Annotated in this window: 16 protein-coding genes; 8 read left to right on the top strand and 8 right to left on the bottom strand. The window is 46.1% G+C overall.

The genetic code is table 11. The features are described from left to right. Window positions 1–119: 119 nt before the first annotated feature. A complete protein-coding gene (locus AC07M6_RS18130; protein ID WP_494891835.1) occupies window positions 120–896 on the top strand; it encodes an SDR family oxidoreductase in 777 nt (258 codons plus the stop codon). Beyond that, window positions 868–1,260, top strand: coding sequence for a hypothetical protein (locus tag AC07M6_RS18125; RefSeq protein WP_494891978.1), 393 nt, complete (start codon window positions 868–870; stop codon window positions 1,258–1,260). Before AC07M6_RS18130 ends, AC07M6_RS18125 begins: the two co-directional genes overlap by 29 nt. 189 nt (window positions 1,261–1,449) lie before the next feature. Here the strand turns inward: AC07M6_RS18125 and AC07M6_RS18120 are convergent, their stop codons facing one another. From AC07M6_RS18120 to AC07M6_RS18110, 3 genes are read right to left on the bottom strand one after another with little or no spacing between them, the layout of a single operon-like run. Further along, a complete protein-coding gene (locus AC07M6_RS18120; protein WP_494891833.1) occupies window positions 1,450–1,632 on the bottom strand; it encodes a hypothetical protein in 183 nt (60 codons plus the stop codon). After that, window positions 1,629–1,826 (bottom strand): hypothetical protein, encoded by a 198-nt coding sequence (locus AC07M6_RS18115; RefSeq protein WP_494891832.1) that lies wholly within the window; start codon window positions 1,824–1,826, stop codon window positions 1,629–1,631. The genes AC07M6_RS18120 and AC07M6_RS18115 overlap by 4 nt, the downstream gene beginning before the upstream one ends. Before the next feature lie 21 nt (window positions 1,827–1,847). Then, complete coding sequence (locus tag AC07M6_RS18110; RefSeq protein WP_494891830.1) at window positions 1,848–2,045, bottom strand: hypothetical protein; 198 nt, start codon at window positions 2,043–2,045, stop codon at window positions 1,848–1,850. A 68-nt stretch (window positions 2,046–2,113) separates the two neighbouring features. Here AC07M6_RS18110 and ileS point away from each other — a divergent pair, with 68 nt between their 5' ends. The 4 genes from ileS (at window position 2,114) to AC07M6_RS18090 (ending at window position 7,124) form a co-directional block, all read left to right on the top strand. Further along, complete coding sequence (ileS, locus tag AC07M6_RS18105; protein ID WP_494891829.1) at window positions 2,114–5,512, top strand: isoleucine--tRNA ligase; 3,399 nt, start codon at window positions 2,114–2,116, stop codon at window positions 5,510–5,512. After that, on the top strand, window positions 5,512–5,898 hold the full coding sequence (locus AC07M6_RS18100; protein WP_494891828.1) for a TraR/DksA family transcriptional regulator: 387 nt from the start codon (window positions 5,512–5,514) through the stop codon (window positions 5,896–5,898). Before ileS ends, AC07M6_RS18100 begins: the two co-directional genes overlap by 1 nt. Further along, complete coding sequence (locus AC07M6_RS18095) at window positions 5,899–6,504, top strand: lipoprotein signal peptidase (RefSeq protein WP_494891826.1); 606 nt, start codon at window positions 5,899–5,901, stop codon at window positions 6,502–6,504. It abuts the gene before it with no gap. A gap of 275 nt (window positions 6,505–6,779) precedes the next feature. Next, complete coding sequence (locus tag AC07M6_RS18090; RefSeq protein WP_494891825.1) at window positions 6,780–7,124, top strand: hypothetical protein; 345 nt, start codon at window positions 6,780–6,782, stop codon at window positions 7,122–7,124. A 155-nt stretch (window positions 7,125–7,279) separates the two neighbouring features. On the opposite strand, the gene AC07M6_RS18085 is transcribed toward AC07M6_RS18090, so the two are convergent. Beyond that, window positions 7,280–9,220, bottom strand: coding sequence for a TlpA family protein disulfide reductase (locus AC07M6_RS18085; RefSeq protein WP_494891823.1), 1,941 nt, complete (start codon window positions 9,218–9,220; stop codon window positions 7,280–7,282). A gap of 103 nt (window positions 9,221–9,323) precedes the next feature. Here AC07M6_RS18085 and AC07M6_RS18080 point away from each other — a divergent pair, with 103 nt between their 5' ends. Continuing rightward, window positions 9,324–10,028 carry a peptidylprolyl isomerase gene (locus AC07M6_RS18080; RefSeq protein WP_494891975.1) on the top strand — a complete coding sequence of 235 codons (705 nt, stop codon included), beginning with the start codon at window positions 9,324–9,326 and terminating at the stop codon, window positions 10,026–10,028. A gap of 125 nt (window positions 10,029–10,153) precedes the next feature. After that, a complete protein-coding gene (locus tag AC07M6_RS18075; protein ID WP_494891821.1) occupies window positions 10,154–10,924 on the top strand; it encodes an exodeoxyribonuclease III in 771 nt (256 codons plus the stop codon). A gap of 243 nt (window positions 10,925–11,167) precedes the next feature. Here AC07M6_RS18075 and AC07M6_RS18070 read toward each other — a convergent pair whose 3' ends face one another. Genes AC07M6_RS18070 through mqnB form a run of 4 tightly spaced genes read right to left on the bottom strand, consistent with a single transcriptional unit; the run spans window position 11,168 to window position 14,035 of the window. Continuing rightward, the gene (locus AC07M6_RS18070) at window positions 11,168–12,052 is read right to left on the bottom strand and encodes a menaquinone biosynthesis family protein (protein ID WP_494891819.1); all 885 of its coding nucleotides are present in this window, start codon (window positions 12,050–12,052) and stop codon (window positions 11,168–11,170) included. Then, window positions 12,049–12,495: a DinB family protein gene (locus AC07M6_RS18065; RefSeq protein WP_494891817.1), complete on the bottom strand. Its 447-nt coding sequence runs from the start codon at window positions 12,493–12,495 to the stop codon at window positions 12,049–12,051. The genes AC07M6_RS18070 and AC07M6_RS18065 overlap by 4 nt, the downstream gene beginning before the upstream one ends. Window positions 12,496–12,497: 2 nt before the next feature. Continuing rightward, a complete protein-coding gene (locus AC07M6_RS18060; RefSeq protein ID WP_494891815.1) occupies window positions 12,498–13,319 on the bottom strand; it encodes a PhzF family phenazine biosynthesis protein in 822 nt (273 codons plus the stop codon). After that, a complete protein-coding gene (gene mqnB / locus AC07M6_RS18055; protein WP_494891813.1) occupies window positions 13,316–14,035 on the bottom strand; it encodes a futalosine hydrolase in 720 nt (239 codons plus the stop codon). The genes AC07M6_RS18060 and mqnB overlap by 4 nt, the downstream gene beginning before the upstream one ends. Window positions 14,036–14,072 lie beyond the last annotated feature (37 nt).

The raw sequence follows: 14,072 nt of genomic DNA, 5'->3' as shown, positions 1-14,072 counted from the left end.
AATGCCTGTTTTTTTAATTTGAAAGAAAAAACCAACTAAACTAACAGCACTATAGTTGATTTATACGTAAAAGCCAAACGCTCTGTTATTATTTTTTATTGTTTATTTAACTTTAACGCATGGATTTAAAACTCACCAATAAAGTAGCCCTGATATTAGCCGCCAGTAAAGGCCTGGGGCGGGCCATTGCCACTGCCCTGTCTGCCGAAGGCGCAAGGGTGATCATTGGTTCGCGCGATATTGTGGAGCTAACCAATACCGCCGCCGAAATATCCGCGCAAACCGGGAACGAGGTTTTTGCCATGGCCATTGATGTATCGGACGGCGGCGCGCTGAGCACTTTTATTGAACAGGCCGCCGCCAAATATGGCCGCATAGATATCCTGCTGAACAATGCCGGCGGCCCGCCGTTTGACAAGTTTGAAAACATTAACGACGAGCAATGGCAAAAAGCATTCGACCTGAACCTGCTGAGTTTTGCCCGCGCCAGTCGCCAAGTATTGCCGCACATGCAAAAAGCGGGCGGCGGCCGTATTATTAATATCATCAGCGGGTCGGTAAAATCGGTACTGAACTTATCGGTGCTAAGCACCAGCATGCGCATGGGGGTGGTAGGTATGGCCAAAATGCTGGCCGATGAGTTTGGCCCTTATAACATCACCGTAAACAATGTAGCCCCGGGATTGATCCTCACCGACCGTATTAAACATACCTTCCCCAAAGATGCCGACCCCGAAAAGGTGATGCAGGAAAAAGCCAAAAGCATCCCCTTAGGCCGCATTGGCAAACCCGAAGAACTGGCCGCGCTGGTAGCCTTCCTGGCATCAGAACAGGCTGCCTACATCAGCGGCACTACCATACAAGTTGATGGGGGTGCAAGCAGGGGGATATTTTAGGGTTGTGCTCTGTTTTATGAACGGTGGCCCGGCTCAATCGCCGCCGGACAGTCTGTTCTTTTTCTTGATAAAAAGAACCAAAAATCAAGACAGCGGAAATGCTTCCTTTGCCGCACGGGCCTTTACCCACATCATGCAAAACCACGGGCCACAAGAATTTGCCCCTGCTCTCGCTCGCACATGGCCACGCTTCAGGCAAATTCGCTTCCCTTTCCACCCACAGGCCAGCATCGTTTTGCCTGATCTTTCCGGAAGCCGCACCGCTGTCTGGAAGAGAAGCGAAACCGATAAGAAGCGGAGCTTCGCTCCTTTTAATCGGCCGAAGCCGATCGGAGTTGTGGATACTATTGTGATGGACCCTTAATAACCGTCCTAAATGCGGCATCGGGAATCTTCGGGTACCACTGTCCCTGCCAAAGCACTACCTGTTCGAAGAAGATAACCAAGCCGCGGTTTTTTTCTTTGGTTACTTTCTTTTTTGCGAAAAAAGAAAGTAACATCCACTGACTTTCATAACTGGTTTACCAAGCCTAATGGAATACAGAACGAATGATTACCTCTTCCCTTTCAAAGCCTCCGCAAAGATCAAGATCACCCCTACAATGCCGCCAAGGGCAAGTCCGGCGGATGCGCCGCGTACCCAGGGCATCCAGGTAGTGGTATACATTTCGGATATGGTAAACAACGCGGCGGCAACGGCCAGTAAAACCAATGTGCGCTTAACTTTATCATTCATAATTTTGAAACCTTTGGGCGTTGCGCAATAGCAATAACCACCATTAAAATAGCCACCGAAACCGCCCCTACGGCCCCGCCTTTTAAAAAGTCGGCTAATTTGCTGCCTTTTACCGCCGGGATAAAGTAAGCAACCATGATGATCAATACAACTGCCCCCGAAGCGATGATGGCGCGTTTTATAGGATTTATCATGCTGCAATTATAGGTAAAAGCTTACACTTTTGGGGCTTTGGCGCGCTGTATGGCAGCAACAAAAAATATTAAAACAGTTATAGCCCCTAATACCCGGGCACCGTTTAATAGCCAATTATCCCAACGGTTGTTTTGAATTAGCGGGATCATTGATGCCGCCAAAATGAGTAGGATGCCTGCAGATATCATAATCACAGGGGTTTTGATTTGATTTATCATACTGCAATATAATTATTTTAAGTTATAATCCGTATTTTTGCACCTCAAATTTTGAGGCGAATACACTGATGTACAAGGAATATAAGCAATTAAACTTATCGCAAACGGGGAAAGATGTACTGGAATTCTGGCAGCAGAACAACATCTTCGCAAAAAGCATCAGCAGCAGGCCGGCCACCAACCCATACACTTTTTATGAAGGGCCGCCCTCTGCCAACGGGATGCCGGGCATTCACCACGTGATGGCCCGCGCCATTAAGGATATTTTTTGCCGTTATAAAACTTTAAAAGGCTACCAGGTAAAACGCAAAGGCGGCTGGGATACGCACGGCCTGCCTATTGAGCTGGCGGTTGAAAAATCGCTGGGCATTACTAAGGACGATATCGGTAAAAAGATCTCGATAGAGGATTATAACGAAGCCTGCCGTAAGGAGGTAATGCGCTATACCGATGTTTGGAACGACCTGACCGAAAAGATGGGTTACTGGGTCGATCTGGAAAACCCATACATCACCTACAAAAACGAATACATTGAAAGCCTTTGGTGGATCCTGAAGGAACTATATAATAAAGGCTGGCTGTACAAAGGTTATACCGTGCAGCCCTACTCGCCCAAATCGGGCACGGGCTTAAGTTCGCACGAGCTGAACCAGCCGGGTACTTATAAAATGGTGAAGGACACTACGATTGTAGCCCAGTTCCATTTAAAGAACGACCAGCAGCATGCTTTAATGCCGACGTTGTTTGAAAAAGCGGACGAAGATACCGTGATCCTGGCCTGGACGACTACTCCATGGACCCTGCCATCAAACTGCGCCCTGGCCGTTGGCGAAAATATCGATTATGTGAAGATCAGTACTTTTAACCCTTATACTTATCAACCGGTAAGTGTAGTGTTAGCTAAGGTGCTGGTACCAAAATACTTTAAGGCCGAAGGCGAGAACGCTTCGTTTGCCGATTATAAGGATGGCGATAAAGTTATCCCATGGGTGGTAAAAGCCGAATTTAAGGGCAAGGCCCTGTTAGGTTTACGCTATCACCAGCTCATGCCATACGTTACCAATGCCGAGCTGGAAGCAAAAGCATTCCGTGTGATCCCTGCCGATTTTGTGACCACCGAGGATGGTACCGGCATTGTACACACCGCATCGGTGTTCGGTGCGGACGACTTTAGGGCCTGTAAGGAAAACGATGTACCATCGGTAATGGTGCTGGACGAAACAGGCAAGGAAGTACCGCTGGTGAACAAACAAGGTAAGTTTGTTGATGAGGTGACCGACTATGCCGGCCTGTACGTTAAAGAAGAATATTACAGCAAGGAAGAACGCGAAGCGCCCGGTTTTAAACCAACCGATGTGCTGATCTCGATCAAACTAAAGACGGATAACAAAGCCTTCGACGTTAAGAAATACGAGCACAGTTACCCGCACTCGTGGCGTACGGATGAGCCTATTTTATACTATCCGCTGGATAGCTGGTTCATTAAAACTACTGCTGTTAAAGATAAGTTAGTCGAGCTGAACAAAACCATTAACTGGAAACCCGAATCGACCGGTACCGGCCGCTTTGGTAACTGGCTGGAAAATTTGGTGGACTGGAACCTGTCGCGTTCGCGCTACTGGGGTACCCCGCTGCCGATATGGCGCGAGTTGGAGGGCAGTGAAGAAAAATGCATCGGCTCGATTGAAGAGTTAGAGCGTGAAATTGCCATATCTAAAGCCGCGGGCTTAATGCCCCAGGCCTTTGAACTGATTGATATGCACCGCCCTTACGTTGATGATGTGATCCTGACCTCATCAAACGGCAAAGCCATGCTGCGCGAACCCGACCTGATTGACGTTTGGTTTGACAGCGGCGCCATGCCTTACGCGCAATGGCACTTCCCTTTTGAAAATAAAGAGCAATTTGCTGATGCCTACCCGGCCGATTTTATTGCCGAAGGTGTGGATCAAACCCGTGGCTGGTTCTTTACCCTACATGCTATAGCCGTAATGCTAAGCGAAGCCAGTGACGAGGTAAAAGCCGTTAACAGCTTAGTTGGCAACCCCGGGGTAGCCTTTAAAAATGTGGTATCAAACGGACTGGTGCTGGATAAAAACGGCAACAAAATGTCCAAGCGTTTAGGTAACGCCGCCGAGCCTTTCGAAACCATTGAAAAGTACGGTGCCGATGCCGCCCGCTGGTATATGATCAGCAACGCGTCGCCATGGGATAACCTGAAGTTTAACATAGAGGGATTGGATGAGGTGCGCCGCAAATTCTTCGGTACGCTTTATAACACCTACTCGTTCTTCGCGCTGTATGCCAATATCGATAAATTTGATTACAGCGAAGCCGAGATTGCCATAGCCAACCGCCCCGAAATTGACCAGTGGATCATCTCCCTGCTCAATACTTTAAGTAAAGAGGTGGATGCTTTCTATGCCGATTTTGAGCCGACCAAGGCTGCCCGCAGCATCCAGGAGTTTGTGGACGAACACCTGAGCAACTGGTACGTGCGCTTAAGTCGCCGCCGTTTCTGGCGTTCGGATAGCGATGCGGATAAGTTATCGGCTTATCAAACGTTATATACTTGTTTAGTAACAATCGCCAAGCTGATGTCGCCCATAGCGCCGTTTTTTGCCGAGCGTTTATATACCGATTTAAACAGCATCACCCAAAAAGAAAGTTTTGAGTCGGTGCACCTGGCCGATTTCCCGGCTTACCATACCGATCTGGTGAACGAAGCTTTGGAAGAACGTATGCAAATGGCACAGCAGATCTCATCGCTTGTGTTATCGCTGCGTAAAAAAGTAGGGATAAACGTACGCCAGCCGCTGAGCAAAATATTACTGCCTATTTTAGATAAAAACTTTAAACGCCAGGTTGAGCAGGTAAAAGAATTAATATTATCCGAGACTAATATTAAAGATATAGAGTATATTACCGATGCCGCCGGCTTTATTAAAAAGAAGATAAAACCAAACTTTAAAGCACTTGGTGCAAAGGTAGGCAAGGACATGAAGGCTGTGGCAGAGGTAATTAACAACATGGGCCAGGACGACTTAGCAACGTTTGAAGCACAGGGGGCTTTCACTTTCGAAATTGGCAATTCGAAATTTGAGATCCTTTTATCCGATGTAGAGATCATTGCCGAGGATGTGCCGGGCTGGCAGGTTGCAAATTTAGGCAAACTAACCGTGGCTTTAGATGTTACCATATCCAACGCATTAAAAGAGGAGGGGATGTCGAGGGAGTTGATCAACAGGGTACAAAACCTGCGAAAATCGAGCGGGTTTGAGGTAACCGACAGGATAAATGTAAGATTAGGTAAGGCAGAGTTTCTACGCGACGCGGTGAACAATAATTTATCCTATATTTGCGCCGAAATTTTAGCCGATACGATATTGTTTGACAATGAGTTAATTGAAGGCGAAAAAGCCGAGATTGACGGGAATGAAATTATTATTGCTATAAAAAAAGTATAATGAAACAAGAGAACGAAAAAACCAGGTATTCTGATAGTGAGCTACAAGAATTTAAAGACCTGCTGCTGGAAAAATTGCGTATAGCTAAAGAAGAGCTGAACAATCTGGCTTCATCATTAAGCAGCCCTAACGCTAACGGGACCGACGACACTGCCGGTACTTATAAAACCCTGGAAGACGGTTCGGCTACGCTGGAGAAAGAATCAATTAACCAACTGGCTGCCCGCCAAAAGAAATTTATTGAGCAGTTAGAGGCCGCCCTGGTACGTATCCAAAATAAAACCTACGGCATTTGCCGCGAAACGGGTAAACTGATACAAAAGGAACGCCTGCGTGCCGTGCCGCATACCACGCTAAGCATGGAAGCTAAAATGAAGCAATACTAAATGAAGGCTGCGTATACAAAACCTTTCTTAATAGCTGCTATCATTATTATTATCGACCAGGTTATCAAGATCTGGGTACGTAAACACATGTTTATTGGCGAGGAGATCCATCTGCTGGGTAGCCGCGGCATGCTGCACTATACCGAAAATAACGGCATGGCCTTTGGCTGGGAAATTGGCGGGATAGCCGGTAAGCTGGCATTAACCATTTTCCGCATTGCTGCTGTTGCCGCTATTGGCTACGGCGTGGTTTATTTGATCCAGCATAAATATCACCGTGGCTTGATCCTGAATGTTGCCCTGATATTTGCCGGCGCTGTTGGTAATATTATCGATTCAACCTTTTACGGGGTCATCTATCACTACGCCCCTATTTTCCAGGGACGGGTGGTTGATATGTTCTACTTTCCACTAATCCGCGGTACTTACCCATCGTGGTTCCCATTTTGGCATGGGCAGTACTTCGAGTTTTTCCAGCCGGTATTTAACTTTGCTGATGCCTCCATATCGGTAGGCGTTATCCTGATCCTGATATGGCAAAAACGCTATTTTAAGCACGAGAAAGTAGAAGAAAGCAATTTGAACAGCGAGGTAGTGGAGGAATAATTACCCCCTACCCCCTGAAGGGGGAATATGAAATAAAAAAGCCGCTTAACGCGGCTTTTTTATTTATGGATTTTGTCATTGCGAGCGTAGCGTGGACAACCGACCAACGGGGGCTCATTAATGCCTTGAAAAAACAATTATAATATTAATAATCTCGTAGTGCGCAAATCAAGCTACGAGATTGCCACATCGCCCCAGCGCACAATCCAGAACTGGCTCCTCGCAATGACAATCCACTTACCTACATTCCACCTTAAACAATGTATATTTGAGCCATGAAACCCGCCGAGATCAATATAAAATGGAAAGAACTGCAGGAGCGCATAGCTACTGAATTTGATTCTGATATTCCCGATATTAAAGTAATGCTGTTTTTAATTGGCGTGCAGGAACTGGGCCAGGGGCCTCAAAAATTCAACAAGCGCCAAAAGGAAGAGCTGATGCATATTGCTACCTGCAAGCTGTTTAGCATGATGGGCTTTTACGAACTGGAAGGCTTAGATCAGGACGGCTGGCCGCACTGGAAACTGGTGAAACCCATCCCCAACTACACCCTGCTGGAGCAGGAGATGACCATGAAATCATTGGTGATCAATTACTTTGACGAGATTTATCAATAACAAAAACGGCCCCGATTGGGGCCGTTTTTGTTATTATATTACACTACTTGTCATTGCGAGCGATAGCGCGGCAATCCCATAGGACAAGCAACGAGGACCTGCCAATGGGATTGCCACGTCGCTATCGCTCCTCGCAATGACAAGTTGGTTAATTATTACTCTCTAACACTTGCGGTAACCGTTGGCGGGTTTGATGCGAGATCGATCATAATAGAAAGCTCGGTGATCAGGGCGTCATCGCTGCCGCTCCAGCCTACACTTTTAAAGCGGATGTTGCCATTTTTATCTACTACAAATTTAGTTGGGATACCATCTACACCAAACTGGCTTACTACATCGTATTTACCTTTAGCGTCCTTGGTTTCAGTATCATACAATACATGGAAATCGTATTTATTATCGGCAATAAACTTGGTCACCAGTTCCTCCTTTTTAGGGTCGGTTTCCCAGGTATCCACAAAAATAAACTGAACGTTAGGGTTATCCTTATACTTGGTCACCATTTTTTGCATAGCCGGGAACGATGCCTTGCAAGGCCCGCACCAGGTAGCCCAAAAATCAACAATAACCACTTTGCCTTTTAACGATGCCAGCGATACTTCGGCACCTTTGGTATCTTTTAACGAGAAACCCTGGGCCTTCAGATTGATCATTTGCTCCAGCACCTCGGCTTTAGCCTTGGCGTAGGCAACAGCTTCCAACCCGGCCATATAGGTAGCGTAATCCTTATCGCTGCCTTTTGCTTTTACATATAAAGCTTTTACATCTTCCTTCATTTTACCGGTTGATTTCCCGGCTTTGATAAACTCTTCGGCTTTTTGCATAGCTTCTTTAGACTTGCCATTGGCGGCTAAAAAGGTGATCAGGCGTTCGTTTACATCGGGCGATGAGCCTTTTTGATAGTCTACCGCTTTTTGCTGATAGGCCAATGCATCGGCAACCTTACCTTGTTTGTATAAGATCAGGCCGTAAGTATCGGCAAACATGGCATAGTTTGAATTGATCATTTCGGTCCGTTGCGATTCAGGATATGTCGTATAGTACGCCGGCGGGTTAGTTTTATAGCTCTCTACAATATCTAACGATTGCTTCGACAGACCGGCGGCCACATCCAGGTTCTCGCCTTTTTCGGCCAGAGGCCATGCAATGCTGTTATATAACGAGGCCAGGTTACGCCTGTCCTGAACCATGGCGGTGTACTTGTTAAAGGCGGCATAATCCTTTTTGGCGCCATAAGCCGATGCAAGGTTCATCAGCAAATTGTCGTTAACGGGTTTGGCCGGGCTAAAATTGCTTTTCAACTCGTTATACAATGCAGCTTTTTTATCAGGATCGGTTTCTTTAAAAAAGGGCGTACTTGCCTGATTTACGGCCAAATTACCTTTAGGGAAACGGGCCACTATGGCTTTAGAAAGCGAATCGGACAGGGGCTTATTACTGTTATAAAACGCATTGGCTAATAAGGACAAGTCCGCTTCCGTAGCATCCTTTTGTGCAAAAGCTGCCAGTATCTTTTGTTTTTCAATGGCTGCTTTGGCTACATCTTTATTTTGCATCAATAAGCTGTAATACATATTCTGCATACCCTTTATACTTTCGGGGTATACGGCAAATTCTTTTTCATACAGCTGCTGCGCCAGTTTCAGGTCTGATTTTAACCCCATCATATTGTTGCCAAAATAATGCGCTATCATACCTTCAATCATTTGCTCGCCCTGTACTGGCTTGCCGGCGGCATCTTTCATACCTATCAGATAGCCCTTGCCATCGTTATTATCTGATAGTTTATTACTGCTGAATTTTAATCCTGCTAAAACCACGGTGTCGGGTATGGATATCTTGGCTTTCCAAATCCCGGCTTCTTTGGTCAATGCTATATCCTGGGCGCGCACCACCCGTTTTTTATTAAAAAGGTATACCACGCCTTTAATTTCGGTTTGTTTTTCTAATTTGGTGCCCGCAGGGTTGTATGTGATGCTAAGCGTTTCGCCCGGATGTGCGACGGCCGGCGAAACGGTTAAATGATCGGCAGTTTGTGCAAAACCGGCAACACCCGATGCCAGCGGCAGCAATAATAATAATTGTTTAATTTTCATAAGATCAGGAATTTGTGAACTATAAATTTAGTAATAGATTTTGTAAATGCAACCCTTTGTTGCTCAATAATTAAAATAATTTTAATCTTCATTTTAACCAATGATGCAGAAATTTACCATCCTTTGTTTCACGCTGTTTTTAATTACGGCAACTGCTTTTGCAGGGCCGCCAAAAAACCAGTATGTACGCATTAAAACCAGTTACGGGCAATGCATTATCCGCCTGTATAATGAAACGCCAAAACACCGCGATAATTTCATTAAGCTGGCTAAACAGGGCTTTTACAATGGCACACTGTTTCACCGCATTATTCAAAACTTTATGATACAGGGCGGCGACCCCGATTCTAAAAACGCCAAGCCCGGGGAAGCGCTGGGCGAGGGCGACCTGAAATATAAAGTACCAGCCGAGATTAAAGACAGCCTGTTCCATAAACGGGGTGTACTGGCGGCGGCAAGAGACAATAACCCGGCGAAGGAATCCAGCGCGAGCCAGTTTTATATTGTAGAGGGCAAACGCTATACCGATGAAGACCTGGACAAGCTGGAACAGGGCCGTTTAAAGGGTTTTAAAGTACCCGAATGGCAGCGCGAATGGTACCGGTCGGTTGGCGGCACGGCGCAGTTAGATCACAGCTATACCGTATATGGCGAGGTAGTATCCGGCATTGATATGGTTGACCGGATTGCCGCCGTTAAAAAGGACGCGAAAGACCGCCCGCTGGAAGATGTACCCATGACCGTGGAGGTACTAAGCAAGGGCGAGTGCAAGCAGTTGGATAAGCTGCTTAACCCCCCGACCCCCTAAAGGGGGAGTATATGTGCAGATGTGCAAGTATGCAGATGTGCAAGTATGCAGATGTGCAAATGAGGAAATTAGTTAGATTTAACAGCAATTAAAGAAAAAGTTCCCCCTTTAGGGGGTTAGGGGGTATGAAAATTATAACATATAACGTAAATGGCATCCGCTCGGCCATGAGCAAGAACTGGCTGGGCTGGCTGCAGGCTACCGATGCCGATGTGGTTTGTTTGCAGGAAATAAAGGCTACGCCGGATGTGCTGACCGACCTGCACCTGGTTGAGCAATTGGGCTACCAGCATTATTGGTTCCCGGCCGAAAAAAAGGGATACAGCGGTACAGCTATCCTGACTAAACGCACGCCTAACCATATCGAATACGGTTGCGGCATTGCCGATTTTGACCGCGAAGGGCGCAATATCCGGGTAGATTTTGACGATGTATCGGTGATGAGCGTTTATTTCCCATCCGGTTCCAGCGGCGATGAGCGCCAGGTATTTAAATACCGCTTTTTAGATGAGTTTGGTAAATACCTTACCCTGCTAAAAGTAGAGCATCCTAATTTAATTATATGCGGCGATTATAACATCTGCCACCGTCCTATTGATATCCATAATCCAAAATCAAACGCTAACTCGTCGGGCTTTTTGCCCGAAGAACGCGAGTGGATGGAAAACTTTGTAGAGTCGGGTTTTATCGATACGTTCCGCCACCTGAATAAGGAACCGCATAACTATACCTGGTGGAGTTTCCGCGCCAATTCGCGCGCTAAGAATTTGGGCTGGCGTATTGATTATACCATGGCCAGCACCGAACTGGAACCACGCATTAAACGGGTAGCCATCCTATCCGAGGCCCGGCACTCGGACCATTGCCCGGTACTGCTGGAACTGCATCCGGCTTAACAGAAGGGGCACCGGATATCGCTTAACCGAGTAATAGCCTATCAATAGACAGGTGGAGATTTCCACCAAACGTTCCGATGGAACGTAACGGTTTTTCTTTATTTTCTACCAACCAAACATCCCTACGGGATGAGCAATACAACGCGTTCCGTAGGAACGCCTGGTTGGTAGCATAGCAAACAGGCAATTTCTTTCGTTCCATAGGAACGTCTGGTGAATCTGTCTGTTCATGGGCTAATATGCTTACCCGGAGATTTGCCCTGCCGTCAGGAATAGTTCCTGCCCTATGGGCGGTATAATTCCTTTTTCCAGCGCGGTATCAAACAATAGTTGAATGGCCTTACGCCCTTCGGCGCCTAAATCAACCGAGTATTGGTTTACGTATAATTCGATATGCTTATACATCACCTCCTCGCTCATTTCCTGCGCATGGCTGCGGATAAACTCCAGTCCCGATTTTGGGTTGGCAAAAGCAAACTCTACCGACCGGCGCAATACCCGGTTCAGCTTGTGCTGTATATCAAAAGGCAAATTGCGGTTAGCTACTATCCCGCCAAGGGGAATAGCGCAGCCGGTTTGTTTCTCCCAGTAATCGCCCAGGTCAATGATCTTTTTCAGGCCTTTATCCTGGTAGGTAAAGCGGTTTTCGTGGATGATAAGGCCGATATCCACGCGTCCGTCCAGCACGGCATTTTCGATATCCGAGAATACCAGGATCTCCTTATGGGTAGCTTTAGGAAAAGCCAGGCCTAATAAAAAGTTAGCCGTGGTATATTTCCCGGGGATCCCTATTTTTAGATTTGAGACAGGAGATGTGAGATTTGAGATAGAATTACCTTCCAATTCCGCAATTGAAATTTCACGTTTCGAAATTAAAAGCGGGCCAACGCCAAAGCCCAGGGCGCTGCCACTATCTAACAAAATATATTTATCGGCTACATAAGCAAAGGCATGGTAGCTAAGTTTGGTTACATCCAGTTCGCCGCGGAAAGCTTTTTGGTTAAGGGTTTCCACATCCTCGTAAAACACCTCAAAATCTAACCCTTCGGTATCAATTTTATGATGGATAAGGGCGTCAAATATAAACGTATCGTTTGGGCAGGGCGAAAAGCCAAGTGTCAGTTTCATCTGGTTAATAGTCTTCGATGATAATTTATTTGCCCTAAATGGTAGGTCAAATGCGTTGCTAAATGAATTAAAAAAAATTCGGTGGATGTTTTGCTTTCAAAAGCCAGCACAGGATATTCGGCCGCCAGTTGTTCATCGCTTAACTGGCTTAACGTGGTATCTACTATGCTAATCGTTTCTTCTATCCTATCGATCAGGTTTTCGATAGGGATATCTTTCTGAGAAAACTCCAGGTCCCGGTGCCGCACATAACCCGTCCCGCCAAGTTGGGCACCGATATAGGTATTAAGATTGCCTATTAAATGCAGGCAAAGGTTCCCGGCTGAATTAGCGATCTGTCCGTCGATCATCCAGATAGATCGTTCATCGGTATATAATCCGATTTCTGTTTTTAGCCTGTTAAGGTCGCGGTTAAAAAGATGGCGTAGGGTTTCCTGCAACATATTTATTTTTTATCGCGGTTAAATGCCAGCAGTTCTCCTTTTAATACAATTACTGCCTGGCTTTTTAGTAAAACTTTATTGTCTCTCAATGCTAAGTACATAAATCCGGTACGGGCCGATGACTGGAAAGCTTTCATGGTTGTTTTCCCCAGTTTCCCGCCCCAGTACGGTGCTAAAAAAGTTTGAACGCCACCGGTAACAGGGTCTTCATCAGTACCTGCCCAAGGCCAAAAATAGCGGTAATGGTAATCGTAACCATCACCGTCCGACCGCGCAGTAACCAATACTCCGTTAATACCGGTATAGGAGTTTATCAGCGCGTTAAAGTCGGGCTTTAATCCGGATAGTACATCAGTTCCTTCAATTTCAATAAGGATAATCTGATTTTTGCTACTGTAAACCGTATTCGCAGCCTTAGCTATACCCAGTGCTTTAAATACCGGGTCAGGAACATCGATAGCTACCGTGTTGTAAGATGGAAACGTCATTATAATTTCGTTGCCATCGCGGGTAATATACAGGTCGATGTTTTCAACAGTGATAAAATGGATTTCATTGACATGATTATCCTCAAAAATAATTTTGGCCGATGCAAGGGTGGCATGCCCGCACAGCGGGATCTCTTTTTTGGGAGAAAAATATCTGATGCGATAGATATTTGTCTGTTTGGTTGGTTTAATAAATGCTGTTTCTGAAAGGCCGAACTCCCGCGCTACCTGCAACATCTGCTCTTCGCTCAGGTCTTCATCACCAGTAAAACAAACGCCGGCGGGGTTTCCTTTAAATGCTTCTGTAGTAAACGAATCAACAATGTACGATATCATTTTAATAATGCCAGTCTGTGCAAAAGCGCATCGGCAAATATATTGAGATTTTTAATGGCCAAACCTACCTGCCAGTTATCGCGGTTGCGTTTTTCCACATAATTTGACACAGCCCTGATCTGCAGGCAAGGCACCCCTGCTTTGTGGCAGGCGTAAAAAAACGCGGCGCCTTCCATACTCTCTACCTGTGCATCTATGCGGCTGGTTACTTTACGTATAGCTTCCTCATTACCATGTACTGTATTTACGGTAATGCCCGTGGTTTGTTTCGGCAACAGGTTGCTGCTATCAATACCATTTTGGCTAAATATCCCCGAAAGGGTGGTGCTTGCCGTAAACACATTTTCACCAAAACCCAGTTGGTCTATCGGTATAAAATCCTGGTCATCTTCGGCGCCTAATTCGGCCAGCATATCGGTGGTTACCTCTACCACTTCGCCTAAATCAAGGCTGCGGTTAAAGCTGCCGGCTATACCCAGGTTAATGGCCAGGTCGTACTGGTTTACGGCCAGATGCCGGCCCAGGGCAAAAGCGGTGGCTACCATGCCTACGCCGGTTATTAGAAGTCTTAAGTCGTTAGTCTGAAGTTCCAAGTCATCTTCCGACTTCTGACTTCCGACTCCAGACTCCAGACTTCCGACTTCTGACTTCTGACTTGAGACTAAAAAAAGCGGCTCAATCTCGGCCTGTGTTGCTGCAACTATAAGTATCCTCATGGTAAATTTGTATGCTAATATAAAACAAACAGCCTGT

The organism is Mucilaginibacter sp. GW821-FHT07H05 (assembly GCF_059418485.1).
Note: the sequence above shows the minus strand (reverse complement) of the source record. Positions and strands in the feature narration are given on the sequence as shown.